This is a genomic window from Colwellia sp. 12G3, from assembly GCF_002836775.1.
GTDB lineage: Bacteria > Pseudomonadota > Gammaproteobacteria > Enterobacterales > Alteromonadaceae > Colwellia.
In genome coordinates this window covers 23,295-41,969 of the sequence record NZ_PJAQ01000068.1, presented here as the reverse complement: position 1 = coordinate 41,969, position 18,675 = coordinate 23,295, and the positions used below count along the sequence as shown (strand labels likewise).

Here is an 18,675-nt window from a genome sequence, read left to right as displayed (position 1 = left end):
TTATTTTTTTTGGGGAACGAAAGTACTCGCTAAGTCAGCGATGTCATCAACACTTTTTGCCAGTTCTTGCATTTGTTCGGCAACACGGTCGGTTTGCTGCCAAGTCGACTCAGTATTTTGCGCAATATCAGTTAAGTGGCTATTGATCTCATGAGACACACAAGACTGCTCTTCTGCTGCTGTCGCAATTTGAGTTGCGGCTTGGTTAATGTTTTGCATTTTCTCTACAACTAAATCTATTTGTTGATGAGATGCTTGAGCACTATCAACACAGAATTGCGCTTCATCTTTATTTTTATTCATTAAGACAACCCATTGCTCTATGGTATTGAGCATAATCGTTAGACGTTGATGAATTTTTACCGCAGACTCTTGGGTGCGGGATGACAAGTTACGTACTTCATCGGCAACGACAGCAAAACCTCGGCCATGTTCACCCGCACGTGCTGCTTCAATGGCAGCATTTAGCGCTAATAAGTTAGTTTGGTCGGCAATTGACTGAATATCTTCCATCAACTCACCAACGTTATTTGCCGACTGAGTTAAGCTATCAGCAGAGCTTGAAGCATTCTCCACGGCTTTCGCTAAATGACTTATTTTATCACTGGTTTCATAAATGCTTTGTTGAGATTTCTCACAGTGCTCAAAAGTTACTTCTAATTCGCTGGCGACATGCACAGTGTTCTGGGCAATGTCTTGCGTAGATTCCTGCATTTGACTCATCGCAGTACTGAGTTGTTCTAAATCATCTTTTTGCTGCGCTAAGGTTGTTCGTGTATCTGTCAGCCCTTGGCTCACTTTCGCCATCACTGCTTTTATCGGTTTGGCCGCGTCAAGTGTACGTTCAATAATGGCTTTGATTTTGGTTTTTAACAGTGAGAAGTTAAAATCAAAAACACTGGCACTGCCTTTGCCAAAGTAGACTTTACGAGATACGGAATCAAACATGCTTTGCATGCGTTGTGCACGCATAGCGGTAGGAATAATATCAGACCAAAAAATAAGAATAGGGGTAACGGCACTCACGCCAGCAATAATTGAGGCAAGAAAACCCAAGTGTGTAAAAATAAAACCTTGTGCAATAACGGAGAGTACTACTAAAAAGGCAAACTTATGATTTTTAGTGAATTCAAACGTTACCCAGTTATTTTTATTATTGAGTGCTTGATAAATATTATCAGCATTATTCGCAAGTGATGTGCTTGCTACGGTACTAATGCATTGAAAACCCGTAATTATACTCTGGCTATACTGTGGCGTGATAAAAACATCAAGCCAGATACTTTTACCTGTTTTGCTTTTTAGCTGTAATAAACCTTGCCAAGAAAATCCTTTTGATAAAGTTGCCGATAATTCATCAAGTACGACTTTAGGCATTTGTTGATGCGTTAAACTACGCGTATCAATATTAAGCAGTTCACTTTCTTGATAACCAGTGGTTTGGCAATACGCTTGGTTAACGTAGGTGTAGTTACCCTTTAAGTCGGTAACAGAGATTAATTGTTTCATAATAGATGACATAGATTACACAACATAAAGTGGTTAAGTTAATAGTAACAGTAAGATAAATTTATCGCTTTGATCTATATCGGCAAAAACTCATTAACTTGAGTGAATGTTTAATAAATAATAGTATTTATTTATTATCGTTATTTTTTTCATTAGCTTCGCTTTTCAAAACGTTAGATTTTTCTATCTTCATTAATTGAGCAAGTATCCTTTTAAGTAATTCACCGCCCAATTGATTACTCGCTAAACCATTTTCATCACCAAAACGACCTAACTCTACATTCTTCATCTGTGTTGTTATTGCTTGGTCGTCTTTAATGATGGTCAGAGTTAACTTCTCAATGATCACCGAAGTGATGATAACGCGAGTTTGTGCTTTACCTAACAGACGTTTTTTCTGTTTAGCTTCATTGGAGGCGATAATCGCTTGGTTGGTTTCAACCTCTAGTACTCTTTGCTTGGTGTCCAAATCTTCTAAGGCCAATGTTTCACTTCGCTCCGGATACATTTTTGCGTAAAGCTCAGCACTTATTCTTGGGTATAACGCGGGGTAATCTATTGCAAGTTGAGTGTTGATTTTTTTAAACAAAATTTCTATATTAGTTGTACCTGCTTCATTTGCTTTAGGCACTTCAGACCAAGCATGCAAGTTACCAAAGCTAAGCTCTTTAACATGAACGATAGTAGTCGTTTTTTTCTGTATGCTCGGCGAATCCAATTGGTGGGTAGGCACCACTGCCAGCTGTGCGCTAATTTTATCAATAATGAATAGCTGAGGCTGAGTTAAACCATCTAAATTGCTCAGTGAAAAGCCAGTAAAGCTGGTAATGCCGGTATTATTTGAGAAATCAGCGCTGAGTAGTTTTGCTTGTTGAGCGCTATAGTATTCACTCTGTAATATAACTTGGCTTTTAAGGTAATCATTTAAAGAGCCATTAGCTAGATACCATAACATGGTGCTAAGAAATATTAATAGGGCAAAGGCTAGTACGGCTAATTTGTTCAAGGGCTTTCTCTTTGGCGTTAATTTGAGTTAATTTGCGTTAAGTGGTTAATATTTTAAGCTAAGTTACCGGCTAGGTAAATGCTATTAACTAGGCTATAGGTTATAGTATTTGTGTGCAAATAGTCGCTAAATGTACTGTTTAACCTCATTATCAATATTCTATTAGAGAATCTTTATGTCAAATAAGTCTGTATCCACAGCGCCAACGAGTACTTCGACTTTTACTAGCCGTTTACCTTTATTCATTTTAGTTGCCATTTTAGTGACCTTAATTGCTTATTTGCAATGGCCTGAAGCTAAGCAGGAAAAAAGTCAATTTAAACGTGTCGTTGCCGTTAAAATGGTGCCTGTGGTACTTACTGAATTTATTGAAAGTGTTGAAGGAGTAGGTACAGCACGCGCAAATGAGCAAGTGGTTATCACTAGTAAATATTCAGACCTTGTTGATGAAATCTATTTTGACGATGGTCAGAAAGTAAAAAAAGGCGCTGTGTTAGTTAAGCTGAATAATCAAGAAGAGTTGGCAAAAGTTAACGAGTTAACTGCCAATTTGTCAGAATCACAAGCGCATTTAAAGCGTTTAACTGAGTTGCTGTCAAGTAGAGCAACCTCTAAGTCTTTAGTCGAGCAGCAAGAAGCGAAAACTAAAGCGATTGAAGCACAACTTGTTAGTGCAAACGCTAAATTAAATGATTTAACTATTCGTGCACCATTTTCTGGTGTGCTTGGCTTTCGTGAAGTGAGTAAAGGGGCCTATATTGATGCTGGTGATGTTATTACTAGTTTGGATGACTTAAGTAGTATCAAGGTCGACTTTCATTTACCTGAACGTTTACTTACCCATATTCATGTGGGTCAACAAGTGACTGCTTTTAATAGTGCCTACCAAGATAAAAAGTTTGTGGGAAAAATTACCGCTATTGATAGCCGCATTGACTCAAGTACTCGCAGTATTAAAGTTCGCGCTACCATCAGTAATAAAGCGTTAAAACTTCGCCCAGGTATGTTGCTTAATATTAGCGTGTTATTACAAGTAGAAAATATCCTGCAATTACCTGAAAGTAGTATTATTCCGATAGAAAATATTCATTACGTGTTTGTTGTTAATGAAGATAAAGCTGTGCGTAAGGTAATAAAAATTGGTCGACGTCACCCTGGTGTGGTTGAAGTTACATCAGGCCTAGTTGAAGGTGAACAAGTGGTTGTCGAAGGGGCACTGAAACTTCGTGATGGCTCTGCTGTAAGTATTATTGAGCCAGAAGCTGAAATTGCTACTCCTGAAAATGGGAGCAAGACCTAGTGATTTTATCTGATTTATCGGTTAAAAGACCGGTCTTTGCTACGGTTATAAACTTACTTATCATCACTTTTGGTATTGTTGCTTTTTTAATGCTGCCATTACGAGAATATCCTGATATTGATCCGCCTATTGTTAATATCAGCACCAATTATCCCGGTGCATCAGCGGCCATTGTTGAGACTAAAATAACCCAATTACTTGAAGACAGAATTAGTGGCGTTGAAGGGGTTAAAACCATTAACTCAAATAGCCGTGTTGGTCGTTCTAGCATTACTATTGAGTTTAATTTAGACCGTGATATTGATGCGGCGACTAATGATGTACGCGACCGTATATCACGGGCACTCAATAACTTACCAGAGCAAGCAGATCCACCTGAAGTCTCTAAAGCTAATGATGATGAAAGCGTCATTGTTTGGTTTGTTTTACAAAGTGAAACCATGAGTACACTTGCGCTAACTGATTATGCAAACCGCTATATTGTAGACCGTTTTGCTGTGGTTGACGGTGTTGCTCGCGTGCGTGTTGGTGGTGGACGTACCTATGCAATGAAAATACGCCTTAACCGTGCTTCAATGGCGGCGCGTAATATTACGGTGCAGGATATTGAGCGTACTTTGCGTGATGAAAATGTTGAATTACCAGCAGGACGTATTGAGTCGGTTGATAGAGATTTCTCTATTCGGGTAGAGCGTAGTTATTTATCAGAACAAGATTTTGCCAATATGGTTATTGATCGTTCTGAAAGTAATTCATTGGTACGTTTAGGCGATGTTGCTGAGGTTTTTATTGGCGCGCAAGATGATGAAAACATGTTTCGTGGTAATGGCAAGAATATGGTTGGCTTAGGTGTAATCAAGCAATCAAAAGGTAATACCTTAGATGTTGTTAAGTCAGCAAGAAAAGAGATGATCGCTATTCGTAATACTTTACCTGTTGGTACCACTATTACTAATAGTTACGACAGTTCTGTTTTCATTCAAGGCTCGATTGATGAAGTATATAACACGTTAATTATCGCCATGTTGATGGTGGTATTAGTTATCTTTTTATTCCTCGGTAATGTTCGCGCGACCTTGATTCCTGCTGTTACCGTGCCTGTAGCCTTAATTGGTTCAATGATGGCGTTATCTTGGTTTGGATTCTCCATTAATCTATTAACACTACTCGCCTTAGTACTCGCTATTGGCTTGGTAGTTGATGATGCCATCGTTGTACTTGAAAATATTTATCGTCGTATTGAAAATGGTCAAGCGCCACTCATAGCCGCGTATGAAGGGGGCAGGGAAGTTGCTTTTGCTGTTGTTGCCACTACCTTAGTACTGGTTGCCGTCTTTGTGCCTCTGATATTTTTATCCGGCAATATGGGGCGATTATTTACCGAGTTTGCTATCGCTATAGCCGCCGCGGTAATATTTTCAAGCCTAACTGCGTTGTCATTGACGCCCATGATGTGTTCAAAAATGTTGAAGCACAGAGAAAGGAGTTCTTCTTTTGGTCAAAAGTTAGATCGTGCTTTTGCTAGTCTTGAAGCGTCTTATGGTCGCGCCCTGAAAAGCAGCATTCATCAACCCATGCTTATCGTCCTTGTGTTGGGTTTAGCACTAGCAGCAGTCTTTTTACTGTTTAATAAATTACCTTCTGAATACACACCTAAAGAAGATCGCGGTAATTTCTTTTTAATGATGCAAAGCGCTGAAGGTGCAAGTTATGAAAGTAACGTGAAAAACATGCATAAAATTGAAGAGAAGCTTTTAGGTTATCAAGCTGAAGGTGAATTGGAGCGGGTGTTAGTGCGCGTACCTGGCTTTGGTGGCAGCGGTGGTATTGCTATTGTTGGCTTACCTGAATGGGATAAACGTAGCATTGATACCTTTAGTTTTATTAATAAAATAAACTCTGATATGCAAAGTGTGACTGATGTACGTGCCTTTGCCATTATGCGACGTGGTATTGGTGGCGGTGGCGGTAGTAATGCACCAGTGTCTTTTGTTCTACAGGGTAATACCTTTGAAGAACTCGCTCAGTGGCGTGATATTTTGATCACTGAAGCGCAAAAGAATCCTAACTTATCGAATATCAACAGTGATTACCAAGAAACATATCCTCAGTTATTAGTTCAAATAGACCGTGAACGTGCCTATGATTTAGGTGTACCTGTTGGTGATATCGCCGAAACCTTAGAGACAATGCTAGGCCAACGTCGTGTTACTACGTTTGTTGATCGAGGTGAAGAATATGATGTCATTGTTGAGGGTGATGAAAAGCAATTTCAAAGTCCGACTGATATCGACAACCTTTATGTACGTTCTAGAACAACAGATAAACTCATTCCATTAGCTAGCGTATTGAATATTGGTGAAAATGCCACGTCATCTCGACTGAATCGTTATAACCGCCTGCGCAGTATTACTGTTACCGCGAACTTGGCTGATGGTTACGCTTTAGGTGACGCGCTAGACTTCCTTGTTGATGTGACTAAGAACAAACTGCCAGAACATGTACAAGTGGATTATAAAGGCGAGTCGTTATTGCTAAAAGAGTCAGGTAATTCCATCATGTTTGTTTTCTTATTGGCACTGTTAATTACTTATTTAGTGTTAGCTGCGCAGTTTGAAAGCTTTATTCATCCCTTTGTTATTTTACTCACCGTACCGCTAGCGCTTGTTGGGGCACTTGCCGGGCTAGAACTGATGGGCATGAGTTTAAATATTTACAGTCAAATTGGTATTGTCATGCTGATTGGTTTAGCGGCTAAAAATGGTATTTTAATTGTAGAATTTGCAAACCAGTTACGTGACAAAGGTATAGCTTTTGAAGAGGCATTAATTAGTGCTTCACAGCAAAGATTACGTCCTATTGTTATGACAACATTCACCACAGTAACTAGTGCTATTCCTTTAGTATTAGCGGTTGGCCCAGGCGCAGAAAGTCGAATGGTTATTGGTGTGGTAATTTTTGCGGGTGTATCATTGGCGAGTATATTTACTTTATTTATTGTCCCTGGCGCCTATTATTGGTTATGCCGTAATACTAGCTCACCGCAAGCGATTGCCAATGAAATTGAAAAGGCAGAACAGAAAAGTTAATGACTCATTACTATATTTAAGGCTAAGAGAGCTTAATAGTGAAAATGGTTTGGACCATTTACCGGTGTGAGTCGATTTGAGTAAAAGTACTGCTTATCTATACCTGTTATCATTCAAGATGCATGTTTTAGAGTGTTCGATAAATTTCAATTCAAGGCGCTGTGATGGGGTTAAAATAACTTTATACAGCGTTAAATAATTAAACTATAGACTAACTATGCTTTAATTATTTCTCTTGCCTAAAGGCATTTTAATTATCAATAAAATCATGCACTTTGATTGGTAACGGCTATAAAGTTCAGGTTACTTATTGAAATGGGCAGCAAGCACATCAGTTGTTGAAGACTTTATTAAAATATTTAATAAAGTCTTTTTGACTATCTTTACTCACGACACGGTATTGGATATCGAAAAAAACACCACTTTGAATTGTATCTTTTAGGGCTTTATTATAGGCTCGAATGAAATTTTCACTAGATTTTGTTTTACTACACATCATATGACCAAGTACATATTTATCCACATCTTTTAATTCGTAGCTGTATAAATCCTCGTCGCTAATTTTCGGCCAATTACTTGCAATTTCTTCTGGATATTGCAGCATATAAGTAAAGTTATCGTCTTCAAACATATGATACTTTGAAGACTTATCAACGGGCATAGGTACTATTTGAGTTTGGTTAATGTTACTTAGTTGTTGCTCTATTTGAGAGCCATAATTCTGTCCTAGTGTAATGCCTATTTTAGCCTTTGGGTGTGCAGCTAATAAATCAGATAGTTCTATTGGATCAGACAAGTGGAGATCTGTTTTACTGTATAAACGCAATCCCATATATAAACTTGATGGCTCACTGAATATAAAACGTTTAGCTCGTTCAGCTGTTTTTAACATGACATTAAAACATGTTCTTTCTTCACTACTGTATTGATTAATATTTTCTAAAGACAGTAAAACTTTAAATTCAATGCGGTAATTTTCTAACTTTGCTTGAATTAAATTGATAATTTGACCTTCAGTTGAGCTTTGATCTAAATTTTCATACTGAATTGAGAGATTTGAATCTTCAGTGATAACAATTATAGGTTCTAAATTTGTCTTGAAATTATCTAAATCTGAATGAATGTATTCATTATTAAAAATTTCAGCTAACTCTCCTGAACTTCTTAAGTCAGCCATTTTTTCGTCGAACTGTTTGGCTAATAATTCACCTTGTTTATTTTTTTGAAATGCCAAATAAATATGGCGAGACGGAACGACTTCAAGAGAAATGAAACGTTGCTGATATTTTTTGGGAATATTCTTAGGGAAATCTATAAAGACGTCGATTCGATTTTTGTTAAGCAGTTCAAATCCAGTGTCAGCCTCATTAACCAAGTAAACATCTTTAATATCAGATATAAACTTCTCAAAATGATAACCTCGCTTCCAGGATATTCTTTTATTCTTAATATCTGAGACGTTATTTATCTTGGTCAGTGCAGGGTTATAAAAGGCGGTTATCGGATATTCGGTATCTAAAAACCAGTCGGGGATGAGGGCTTGTTGGACATCTTCTCGGTAGACACCAACAATGATATCAATCTCGTTTTTATTAAAGCTATTAAGCACTCTGTTGTAGCTATCTATTCTAATACCAATGTTTTTTTCAGAGTATATACGTTGTAATAATTCGAAATATATCCCTGTGCCATTAGCATTTGTAAAGCCTGGCCACTCATCAGCCCCAATTTTTAATTGTTGAGCATAAGAGCAATAACTGATTAGATATAATAAAAAAAATAAAGCCTTAATATTCAAGTCCTCTTTCAATTAAAAACTTTTATCAAGTATATATATATACATCTAAATAATAGAAAATGCTTGTGATAATTTAATACAATTTTAAGTTAACTTAGCGTAGACCTAGCAGCGCTATGTTTGTTAACTCTTAAGTTCAAGTTTATCAAAGCGATAGTATAATGATATTAATTATTTAATAGATGTCAAAACCACCTTTTGTTGGGATAAAACACGATAGCTTCTTACTGAGTTAAAGTATCGATTGTGCAGGGCTTCCACTGAGTATCTAGTAGAAAAGGAAAGCGGAACCCTATCTGATATAGGCTAACGAAGATGAATGATATCTACCCGTTAGGTTACAATCTCAACCATCATTAATGCGGTGAAGTTGAGAAAAACTTCGTCGTTTGTAGTTAAACGCAACTATGTTTCATGGTGATATTTCTTTATATTTAATTTTCATCTCAATTTTCTCTAATTCATTTCTACAAATATCTCTTAATTCTTTATCTCTAAACATCAGTCCATTAGGGCTTTTACCAAACAGTGCGAATGAGGTCACATCTAACTTGCTGTCAATCTCATTTGCCTCTATTAATTTTGTTTTGTAGTAATTGTATATCTGATAATCAAGTTGAATAAAGTCTACTCGCTTTCTGAACAGCATGCTTACCTGATTACTTTGACGGCTAGTTTCAGCATAATTTGGATTTCCTCTTGCCATATCTGCGTACTCGCCATCAAGATGATTGATAGCACCTTGCCACGAAAGCAAAGAATACTTTTCTAAATCGGTTATGTTTATTACTGAAAAGTTATTTTCAGAAAGTGAAAAAGCGAAATTTTCATAAGCATATAGATTACCAGTGAAAAAACCCACTAATTGTTCACTGCTAATAGTTTTAGTGTTGATGTCTATGACGGCGTCAACATCCATTTTTTTATATGCCATAAGTCGTCGACCATATGGGTAGGCAATAAATTCTAGTGTAGAATTGGCAGGTTTCAGGCAATCTCTAACCAAATCAATTAAAATACCCGACTGGCCATTGCCAAATATCCATGGTGCTAAATCGTCGCCAATGGCTATTTTAATTTTTTCTGCTTGAGAAAAAGAGGCAGATGAGGGAAAAGTTAACATCAATATTAAAATTAAATGTGACCACCTATTTCGTAGTGATATTTTTAGCCAGTTAGACGTAAATAAATCTGGCTTACTCTTTTTATTTAACTCCTTGATAAACATAATAATCCTACTCAGCATGATACGTATATAATTATAAAACTATTATAAATATAGTAGCTTGCCAGCACGACATTACAAGCTATTCACTGATTGATAGTCGAGTTTTCAAGCTAAATATTGATGAATCTCATATTTATATACTAGATATCAATCAACTAGCTTGGTAACGTTTGAAGTATATAGTTGTTGGGAATCTTAACGTTATTCATCTAAAACATGTCACTTAGCCAGACTAACTAAGGTCATAGTGATTAAAAGTCAAATTGTACATAAACAGTATTATAATTACTGCCCCCTTTAATACGGCCAAATTGCGATGCGGATTCAAAAATAGCAGAACGATGATGGATGCTATAACCTAGCCAAGTTTCATTGAGCGCATTCACATTAAAAATATCACCTAAATTAATATCTACCGTAAAATCTATATAGTTCATTAACTCACTAGGGCGGTAGCCTTTTCGTTCCATTTCTGATGCTTCAACGTAAGAGACATCAGAAACATAAGATAATCCTTCTGCCAATCCTACACGCCAACGTACAGGCCAATTTATGGTGTAGTAGGCTTTTATTGCCAGTACATATTCTTGCTCTGAATCTTGAACCTCTGAATTCCAATGCCAAACAAAACCAGGGGTTAAATAGATATCGATCGGCAGTGAAAATAACTCATCCGTTAATGGTAGTCCGTAAAATAATGAGGAGAGTTGATTATTATATTCATCTTTGACCGTATCACCTGCGAGAATATCGCCAATATTAGAAGGCGTTGCCCAACCATGAGCTAAACGTAAATAGCCATGATTCGTTAGGTCTGATTTTTTGGGTTTACTGATATCATTAAAAAAGGCGAAGCCTAAATAGGCTTCACTTTGCCACCGCTGACTAATTACGTCACTATCATAGGCATTTTTATCAAGTAAGGTGCCATTGACTGAGGCCAACAAATAAAAGTTTTTTGCTACATGATAGCGAGTTTCAATACCGGCATTCACTTCAATACCCGCACCAATATTTTGTTCAGATATCTCAGTTATCCCCGTTAAGGCGTAATAATGACTATTAAAGCTGGCACTCTTATAACGGGCACTAACTTTGGGCATAAACTCCCAACTGTCGTGTTGAAAGTACCAACTTTGACTCAAGTTAGCATAAGGGTTACCTTCAAGATCGCTAAAGAGTTCAACATCAAAAAAACTGCCTTTACTGAATGACTTTCTTGCTTGAAAGCCTAAATCTACCGTGTCACCTTGTACTTCATTTTGATATTCAGCAGGAATATCGAAAAAACGCATACGTGCTATGGCACTAAACTGCCAATCGTTTTTTTTGTATAGGTGAGCACCGCCTTCAATGCCACGAAGAAAAAAGGTTTCTCCTTGATAAAACATCATAGGAACAAAGCTAGTGACATTATCAGCTTTAGTATCGAAGGGGATTTCTGCATTTCTAAAGAGCACACCGAGTCCCCATGTTTGCTCTTGAAAAATTTTATTGCTTGCATTGGATTCTAGCGTGGTATTACTATTTTTTTGAGAGCTATTTTGAGTACTTTTCTGAATACCTGATTCTGTAGAGGTTTCCGCTAAAAGGCTTGATGAAAATAGTAAGGTGAGAGTAAATGATATTGCAGCAAAGTAACGCATTGTGATCCTAAGTAACTTTATAAGGCAAAGTGGTGTTTATTTTGTTTAGTGTATCATTAGTCAATTGTGGTACTAAAAATTTTTTTGGATCTACAGTTTCGCCCACTCTTGTTTTAAACCCATAATATGAATAACACCTAAACTTAAACAAATTGCTGAACTCCACAGCCAAAATTCAGGGCTACGTCCCATAGGGCTATTTATTAGCGTAAAGCCAGCTATGCCACGCACTATATATACTAGGGTAATGAGGGAAAGTACTATTCGAATAAAGGGCAGGCGAATAATAAGCCCTGCGGCAGAAAAAGCATAAGCTGACCAGAATGATAAAACGGAGAAAATAATCAAGGTGATAATGGTAGGTTGTAAACTACCTTGCTCAGCCATTAATGCCATTTGTTCACCTGCACCGAAGAAGCGATACCATGAGGCGCCAAAATAGATACAGCCCAGATGTAAAAGGGCAGCAACAGCGCTTAATAAACCAGCGATGAGTAAATATATATTCATGGTTTGGTAACGTCCTTATAGAGATGATTTATGGGCGATTAGAGCACAGCTAACTTATATGCTGCCCTCTGATTCAATCACTAATATTCTCGCTTCACCTAGGGGAATAGCAACATGTTCTGTACCAACACTAGCATAAAAAATATCGCCCGTATTTAATCGGGTTGTTAGCTCAAGGTCATTTTCTTTATAACGCATTTCGACGACACCACCTAAAACGACAAAGACTTCTTCACCATCATTAATGTGCCATTGGTAGGGCTTGTCGGTCCAATGTAAACGCGTGGTAATACCGTTCATACTAGCGATGTCTTTAGCGCCCCAAGCACGTGTGGCGGTAAACTCTTTACTTCTTGTTATTTCCAAAACAGTTCCTGAACTTTATAAATAGGAGTTTCAACTTTATTCATGAATATATTAAAGGAGGGAGGATTACAGCATAGCTTTGTTACAATAAGTGGCCTTTTCAAAGTCACTAATGTTCATGGCAATATTTTTTATATCAGGAAACATGGTTGCCAGCTTAGTTACTATCTCTTTTGATAAAAATGCTTTTTGTTCTGTGGTTCGTCCTTGCATTATATGAGCAAAAACGTGAATGAAGTCGTCGGATTTATTACCAACAATAAAATTTTTAAAAGGGTTCATTCTTACTTTGATATCACCCTCTTCAAATAATCCTGTTGCGTAAGCAACAAAGTGAACTTGTTCGATGATAAAGCTTTCTTTATGTGATGTTAAGACGCTTTGTGAGCAGTCCATGACAAAATGTGGCATTGCTATTCCTTGTCAGAGAGAGAAATTGTTGAAGGTCTAGAGCTCAACAATAAGTTATTTTGTTTTAAATGCATAATATAGCTTGGTCTATTACCAAATTATGAGACAATTAGCGTATAAATCACAATCAAACGGTTCATTATGAAACTTTTAGTTCGTAACCTTTCTCGCTCAACAACCGAGCAAGAACTTCGTATTTTATTTTCCGCCCATGGCGCAGTCACAGAATGTAGCTTAGTTTTAGACCAAGTAACCGCTAAATCAAAAGGTTTTGCCTTTGTTATCATGCCTAATGAGGCAGAAGCAAAAGTAGCACTATCTAACTTGCATGAAACAAGAGTTGCTAAGAATAAAATCCGAGTAAAAATGGCTCAGTAAATTTATTATTCTCGTCATATTATTGAAAGTAAAAAACCAGCCTTATCGCTGGTTTTTTTATGTCATAAAGTCATTATACTTAAGCTAGTTTACTATTTTCAGATCTGTGCATTACATACTATTGCTCAAGCACAGTCGACAAACTAACACTCGCTATAGCCCCCCTGGCATCTTTGCGGTTCTTTAAAGTCAGTTCACCTTCTTGATTACGAATAAACTCCCTACTGATAATTAAGCCAATACCGGATCCTTGTGCTTTGGTGGAATAAAACGGCACAAACAAATTATCGTTATTGGCTATGCCTTGTCCTGAATCGATAATATTGATAATTGTCTGTTGGCTGCTTTGTTGCCATTGCATTTGTACATCAGGATTAGTTTCATTGCCTTCACAGGCTTCAAAAGCATTCTTAATTAAGTTAATTAACGCTTGCTCTAATTGACCAGCGTCGGCGAGAAATGGCAACTCACTATCATCAAGTTTTACCATTAGCTTAGGGAAAATGGCTTGCATACGCTGGGCGATGTCTTTTGGATAAACCACCGCCATTTTTGCAGGCGCTAATTTACTAAAGGCAGAATAGTTTTCGACAAACTCTAAAAGCTGTAACGAGCGTTTTTCGATGACGTGTAAAATGTTTTTTTCAAGGACTTCTTGCTCAGGTGTTAATGGCCCCGTGAGTTTCATCTCTTGTAAAGACTGTGTCATAGAGTAAATGGGCGTTAATGAGTTTCTGACTTCATGATTGAGCACTCTAATTAATCGTTGCCACACCTGTTTTTCGTTGGCTCTGAGTTGTTGTTCAATAGAAAATAACACCAGTAGTTGATAGTTCCGACCACTGCGCTTTACTACGTGATGTGTTACTTCAAAGCGTTGTACCAATTGAGTATCATTGGTCTGCTGCCATTTGTTATCCTCAAAAGCTAAACCTAATGTTTGTGCATGCTTACCAAGTAAGTTATTTGTTGGTATTTTTAACAATAATTCAATGGCATGATTAGCAGAATATATTTGTTGATGATGGTCCAGCACCAGAATGGGCAAGTTTAACTCTTTAATGAATTCAGACAAAAATGATTCATTGTGCATGTATTCAAAGCGTTTTGCCTGTAACTTGCCACTGAGTTTTTCAAAATCACGTTTAAGATTAGTTACTCGGCCACTATTAAACTCAGCTAAATGCCAACTATTGAACTCTTCATTACCTATAGAATCTAGCTGTAAGCTAATGCGTTCAAGGGTATCGGTAACATAGTGAAAACAGCGATTGGCTGCCCACAGACTTGGAATAATCATAACAAGAAGTAAAGTACTAGCGCTAAGTAACTCTAATGCTAATGAGTTGATAATGTAAACGCATGGGATTAGAGGCATTAAAGCCAAAAAGCTGAATAGGTAGATCAGCTTACCCTCTAGTGATGATTTATCGCGTAAGTGACTACTTACTTCTTTGTTTGCCAACTTACTCAATTAAAGCTCCAAGTTTTTAGGATCAATAGCAAATTTTTCTAGTCGTCGGTAAATGGCTGACTTACTCATGCCTAAGTAGTCACCCGCTTCAATAACATTGCCTTGAAAATGTTTTATCGCGGCAATTAAGGTTCTTTTCTCACTTTCATCTAAAGTCATTAGCGGCCAACTTTGTGATGTATTCTCGCTGTGGTTATTTAAACTAAGTACGTTAACATCAAGTACGTTGTGTTCTGACATGATTACTGCGCGCTCTATACTATGACTTAGTTCACGTACATTACCTACCCAAGGATGTTGTAAAATAGCAGCATGCGCAGCGCTAGATAATGTCATCTCACCACGGTGATACTTAGTCGCATGTTTTGCTAAAAGGTGCTCTGCAAGTAATGTGATATCTTCAGGGCGTTCTCGTAGCGGCGGAATATGAAGCTCAATAGTATTTAGCCTAAAGAGTAGGTCACGACGAAAGCCCTCAGAGGCAATCATTTGTTCAAGATTTGCATTGGTGGCTGAAATAATTCGAGCGTTGGTCTTTTCTGTTTGACTTGAACCAACCACTTCATATTCTCCACTTTCTAGTACCCGTAAAATCTTACTTTGTAAGTTAGCGCCTAGCGTGCCTATTTCATCTAAAAAGAGTGTACCGTCAGAAGCAATATCAAATCGCCCTAAGCGATTCTCTTTAGCATCAGTAAAAGCGCCTTTTTTATGACCAAATAATTCACTTTCAAAAAGAGATTCAGGTATCGCGCCCATATTGACACTAACAAAGCGGTTATCTGCTCGGTTTGAATGTTGATGAATATAATTGGCTAATAGACTTTTGCCGGTGCCATTTTCGCCGGTAAGTAAAATATTAGCGTCCGTTGGCGCTGCTCGCTTGGCTTTGGCCAATAATTCAAGCATAACGGGCGATTGTACTAAGTAATCTTGACTAGTAGAGGGTTTACTGAGCGCGGTGTAGCGAGCATTTTCACGATGTAATTGTGCGCTGCTAATTTGCTGTTTGACAATAGCGACCAAACGAGTATTTTTCCAAGGTTTTTCGATGAAATCAACCGCATTAAGTTGCATAGCTTGCACTGCGATATCAATACTTGCCCAAGCCGTCATTACCACAACGGGTACATTAATATTTTTACTTTGCAGCTGTTGTAAAAAGGTGAGTCCTTCTTGCCCTGAAGTAGTATCACTGGAGTAATTCATATCAAGCAAGATAAGGTCAATCTTATCGGTGGTGACTATTTGCATCGCTTGCAACGGACTATCGGCTTCAACACAAGAGAATCCGTGGTTGCTTAAGGCGATTGATGCTGACATGCGTACATCAAGTTGATCGTCAACAATCAGAACTTTATTCATAGTATGACTAGACTTCCATTTAGCTTATTCAATAAGGTGAGTTTCAATTAAATTATTTAAGATACATCAACTGATAAAACAGGTAACGACATTAGCTATTGAGTTGAGTAGTTTACCTTAGCTAATGCAGTTACATGTATAATGAACTTGTATTAATTACTCGTTTCGTAAGGCTTTCATTGGTCTTGCTTTAATAATCTTTTGCATAGGTCTGATACTGGCATATATTGCAATACTCGTGCTTATTAATATTGCCGGTAGGGCAAAGCTAATATCAAAGGTTAACCAAGGGCTTAAGCTTGCCTTAAATTGATTATAAATCACCAAAGTAATAATATTTGCCAATACCACGCCGAGTAGTAAAGGTACTATGGCATCTTTAATAAGCAATTTATAGAGCCTCGCTTTTTTAGCGCCAAGTGCCATACGAATACCAAACTCAAAGCGGCGTAAACCTAGGTTATAACTCAGCACTCCATAAATACCAACACTAGCAAGTAGTAGAGTAAAAGCGGCAAGTATATAGCTTAAATATAAGGTGATTATATCCATATAAATGATCTGCTCAAACACTGTCTCAAGTGAACGAAACTCCCATATGTTAAAGCGAGCATCTTCTTTGCGAAGAATTAATAACACCTTTTCTTGATCTAGGGCATAACCGGGTTTAGTTTCAACAATTAAGTCGTAGCTAAAGGGTTGGTTAGGCCACCAAATATGTCTGCCTTTATCTTGATCAAAAAAGTTAGGGTGATTAAAGTTTTCGGTAATACCCACTATTTCATTTTTTGGATTATGACCATCATAGACTTTGCCCAGTACATCGCCACTTGGATCTAGAAGAAAGGCCAAACTTTGGGTAACCATCACTTCATTTTTTTCACCACGCAGTGCTTCATCACTAAAGGTACGTCCTTTAAGTATTTTTAGACCGGTATGTTCGAAATAATCACTGCCCACCCAGACCTGTGGTACAAAGTCGGTCGCCTTACCATCCATATCTGTTAAGTTTGATTTGGTAATTCGAATCGCGACAGGGCTTCTGCCACTTGATACTTTTTCAACTTGAGGCAGTTGCTCAAATGCTCTTTTAACCCTTTGGTTTTTATCAAAACGCTCAGGTACTGAAAGCACCTCATTTTCACCTCGAATAAAGGCGGTAAAAGAATACATGTTATCAACTTTACTGCCCATTGGACGGTCGAGTGTTTGATGGGTTTTGGTCAGTGCTAAACAAGCAAAGATGATTAACAAACTCGCAAAGGTCATTTGTGTTGTTATGAGTATTTTTACCGTACGGGCTGAAACTTGATTGACGCTACCTTTACCACTCGATTGTAATTGGTTTTTTAACGCCTTGTAATCAACTAAGCGTGAGGTGACTAGGGCAAATAGATAGGCTAAAAATAAGCTTAGGGCGATAGCAACGGCTAATAAGTTAACGTCAATAGTAAGTGATTGTACTAAAGGTAATTTACCCATGGCGAGGTGCTTAAATAACTTTATGCCCCAAGCAGATAAAAATAGCGCAATTGCCACCGATGAACTCATCAATAGTAGCGTTTGAGTTAAAATAGCACTGAACAATAAACGACGTTTTGCGCCCAGTACTGCTTGAAGTGCTAAGGTTTTATGCTGGGCTAAAGCACGAGAGAAAAATAAATTACAGACATTGACTACCGCGATAAGTAATAGTCCTAAAGTACCAGCTAATAAGAATAAGCTTAAATGTCCCTTGTCACCTAACTCGACCGTTCTATAAGGGGTAACAAGCGGTCTAAAATCAATGGATGTTTCGTAACCTTCGAGCCATTCTGCACGAATATCTTCAATGCGATCATCAAGGTCTTGCAAGATACTTGCTTGGCTAGTTCCTACTTTTGCAGTGCCCACTAATTTTAATGACTTATAAGTATTGTCCCATGGGTTGTCAAATGCGCCATTATTAAAGAAGCGTTGGTCAGAGCCAAAGTGCAACCAAATATCTGTTTTGCCACTATAGAACATATAAGGTGCTTCAAACGTTTTAGCGACTACACCAATGATGGTAAATGAGCGATCGCCATCGTTAATTGTTTGACCGATAATCTCAGGACTACGGTCAAAATATTTGTGCCAAAAATCTTCTGAAATAACAACGTTATCAGATGCTTGTTCTAAAGACAGGTTATTAGCAAAACTTTGCCCTAACAACATAGGTACTTTGAATAGGTCAAAATAGTCTGGCATGGCAAAAGTAGCCACTACCTTAGGCTCACCTGGTAGACTAGTTAGTATCAAATTATTAGGGCTTACCGGGGTAAGCTTGTCAAAGCTACTTTGAGTTTTATACCAATGAATAATAGCTTTATAACTTTGATAACCGCTGTGAGTACCTGCAGGCGTATCGACTTCTTGCTCAACGACATAAAGTTTTTGTTCATCTAATACGTTGAGAGGTTTTAAAAAATACGTATTTACTAAGGAAAAAACCACAAACAAGGTTGCCAGTGTGAGTGACATGGTAACCATTACCGAGGCAACAAAGCCTGGTGCATTTTTTAGTGACCTAAATGCAAGGTTAAATTGCGTTTTAGTTTTGATAAAAGCATTCAT

The 18,675-nt window shown here is 37.6% G+C and carries 14 protein-coding genes; 3 read left to right on the top strand and 11 right to left on the bottom strand.

Translation table 11 applies throughout. The annotated features are described in order from the left end of the window. Positions 1–1,509, bottom strand: coding sequence for a methyl-accepting chemotaxis protein (locus CXF71_RS17840; protein ID WP_232771540.1), 1,509 nt, complete (start codon positions 1,507–1,509; stop codon positions 1–3). A 127-nt stretch (positions 1,510–1,636) separates the two neighbouring features. Further along, positions 1,637–2,515: a hypothetical protein gene (locus CXF71_RS17835; RefSeq protein ID WP_101234297.1), complete on the bottom strand. Its 879-nt coding sequence runs from the start codon at positions 2,513–2,515 to the stop codon at positions 1,637–1,639. A 175-nt stretch (positions 2,516–2,690) separates the two neighbouring features. Between CXF71_RS17835 and CXF71_RS17830 the strand changes: the two genes are divergently transcribed. Both CXF71_RS17830 and CXF71_RS17825 read left to right on the top strand, forming a co-directional pair. Continuing rightward, positions 2,691–3,815, top strand: a complete 1,125-nt coding sequence (locus tag CXF71_RS17830; RefSeq protein WP_101234296.1) for an efflux RND transporter periplasmic adaptor subunit — start codon at positions 2,691–2,693, stop codon at positions 3,813–3,815. Further along, positions 3,815–6,904: an efflux RND transporter permease subunit gene (locus tag CXF71_RS17825; RefSeq protein ID WP_101234295.1), complete on the top strand. Its 3,090-nt coding sequence runs from the start codon at positions 3,815–3,817 to the stop codon at positions 6,902–6,904. Before CXF71_RS17830 ends, CXF71_RS17825 begins: the two co-directional genes overlap by 1 nt. A 331-nt stretch (positions 6,905–7,235) precedes the next feature. Here the strand turns inward: CXF71_RS17825 and CXF71_RS17820 are convergent, their stop codons facing one another. The 6 genes from CXF71_RS17820 to CXF71_RS17795 all read right to left on the bottom strand — a co-directional run bounded on the left by CXF71_RS17820 (position 7,236) and on the right by CXF71_RS17795 (position 12,863). Further along, a complete protein-coding gene (locus tag CXF71_RS17820; protein WP_101234294.1) occupies positions 7,236–8,714 on the bottom strand; it encodes a transporter substrate-binding domain-containing protein in 1,479 nt (492 codons plus the stop codon). A gap of 400 nt (positions 8,715–9,114) precedes the next feature. Then, positions 9,115–9,930: a substrate-binding periplasmic protein gene (locus CXF71_RS17815; protein WP_157826787.1), complete on the bottom strand. Its 816-nt coding sequence runs from the start codon at positions 9,928–9,930 to the stop codon at positions 9,115–9,117. A gap of 251 nt (positions 9,931–10,181) precedes the next feature. After that, on the bottom strand, positions 10,182–11,576 hold the full coding sequence (locus CXF71_RS17810; protein WP_101234292.1) for a MipA/OmpV family protein: 1,395 nt from the start codon (positions 11,574–11,576) through the stop codon (positions 10,182–10,184). 90 nt (positions 11,577–11,666) lie between these two features. After that, positions 11,667–12,086 (bottom strand): hypothetical protein, encoded by a 420-nt coding sequence (locus tag CXF71_RS17805; protein WP_101234291.1) that lies wholly within the window; start codon positions 12,084–12,086, stop codon positions 11,667–11,669. Between the two features lie 54 nt (positions 12,087–12,140). Next, positions 12,141–12,452: a cupin gene (locus CXF71_RS17800; protein WP_101234290.1), complete on the bottom strand. Its 312-nt coding sequence runs from the start codon at positions 12,450–12,452 to the stop codon at positions 12,141–12,143. Between the two features lie 66 nt (positions 12,453–12,518). Further along, the gene (locus tag CXF71_RS17795) at positions 12,519–12,863 is read right to left on the bottom strand and encodes a 5-carboxymethyl-2-hydroxymuconate Delta-isomerase (protein ID WP_101234289.1); all 345 of its coding nucleotides are present in this window, start codon (positions 12,861–12,863) and stop codon (positions 12,519–12,521) included. 141 nt (positions 12,864–13,004) lie between these two features. On the opposite strand from CXF71_RS17795, the gene CXF71_RS17790 reads away from it, so the two are divergent. Then, positions 13,005–13,241, top strand: coding sequence for an RNA recognition motif domain-containing protein (locus tag CXF71_RS17790; protein WP_101234288.1), 237 nt, complete (start codon positions 13,005–13,007; stop codon positions 13,239–13,241). A 118-nt stretch (positions 13,242–13,359) separates the two neighbouring features. Here CXF71_RS17790 and CXF71_RS17785 read toward each other — a convergent pair whose 3' ends face one another. The 3 genes from CXF71_RS17785 to CXF71_RS17775 form a co-directional block, all read right to left on the bottom strand. Next, the gene (locus tag CXF71_RS17785; protein WP_232771539.1) at positions 13,360–14,715 is read right to left on the bottom strand and encodes a sensor histidine kinase; all 1,356 of its coding nucleotides are present in this window, start codon (positions 14,713–14,715) and stop codon (positions 13,360–13,362) included. After that, complete coding sequence (locus CXF71_RS17780) at positions 14,716–16,080, bottom strand: sigma-54-dependent transcriptional regulator (RefSeq protein WP_101234287.1); 1,365 nt, start codon at positions 16,078–16,080, stop codon at positions 14,716–14,718. Between the two features lie 156 nt (positions 16,081–16,236). After that, positions 16,237–18,675: an ABC transporter permease gene (locus tag CXF71_RS17775; protein WP_101234286.1), complete on the bottom strand. Its 2,439-nt coding sequence runs from the start codon at positions 18,673–18,675 to the stop codon at positions 16,237–16,239.

Coding starts and splice junctions, on each gene's coding strand:
- CXF71_RS17810 (WP_101234292.1), bottom strand. CDS start 11,576: ATGCGTTACTTTGCTGCAATATCATTTACTCTCACCTTACTATTTTCA.
- CXF71_RS17795 (WP_101234289.1), bottom strand. CDS start 12,863: ATGCCACATTTTGTCATGGACTGCTCACAAAGCGTCTTAACATCACAT.
- CXF71_RS17815 (WP_157826787.1), bottom strand. CDS start 9,930: ATGTTTATCAAGGAGTTAAATAAAAAGAGTAAGCCAGATTTATTTACG.
- CXF71_RS17840 (WP_232771540.1), bottom strand. CDS start 1,509: ATGAAACAATTAATCTCTGTTACCGACTTAAAGGGTAACTACACCTAC.
- CXF71_RS17830 (WP_101234296.1), top strand. CDS start 2,691: ATGTCAAATAAGTCTGTATCCACAGCGCCAACGAGTACTTCGACTTTT.
- CXF71_RS17775 (WP_101234286.1), bottom strand. CDS start 18,675: ATGAATGCTTTTATCAAAACTAAAACGCAATTTAACCTTGCATTTAGG.
- CXF71_RS17805 (WP_101234291.1), bottom strand. CDS start 12,086: ATGAATATATATTTACTCATCGCTGGTTTATTAAGCGCTGTTGCTGCC.
- CXF71_RS17790 (WP_101234288.1), top strand. CDS start 13,005: ATGAAACTTTTAGTTCGTAACCTTTCTCGCTCAACAACCGAGCAAGAA.
- CXF71_RS17780 (WP_101234287.1), bottom strand. CDS start 16,080: ATGAATAAAGTTCTGATTGTTGACGATCAACTTGATGTACGCATGTCA.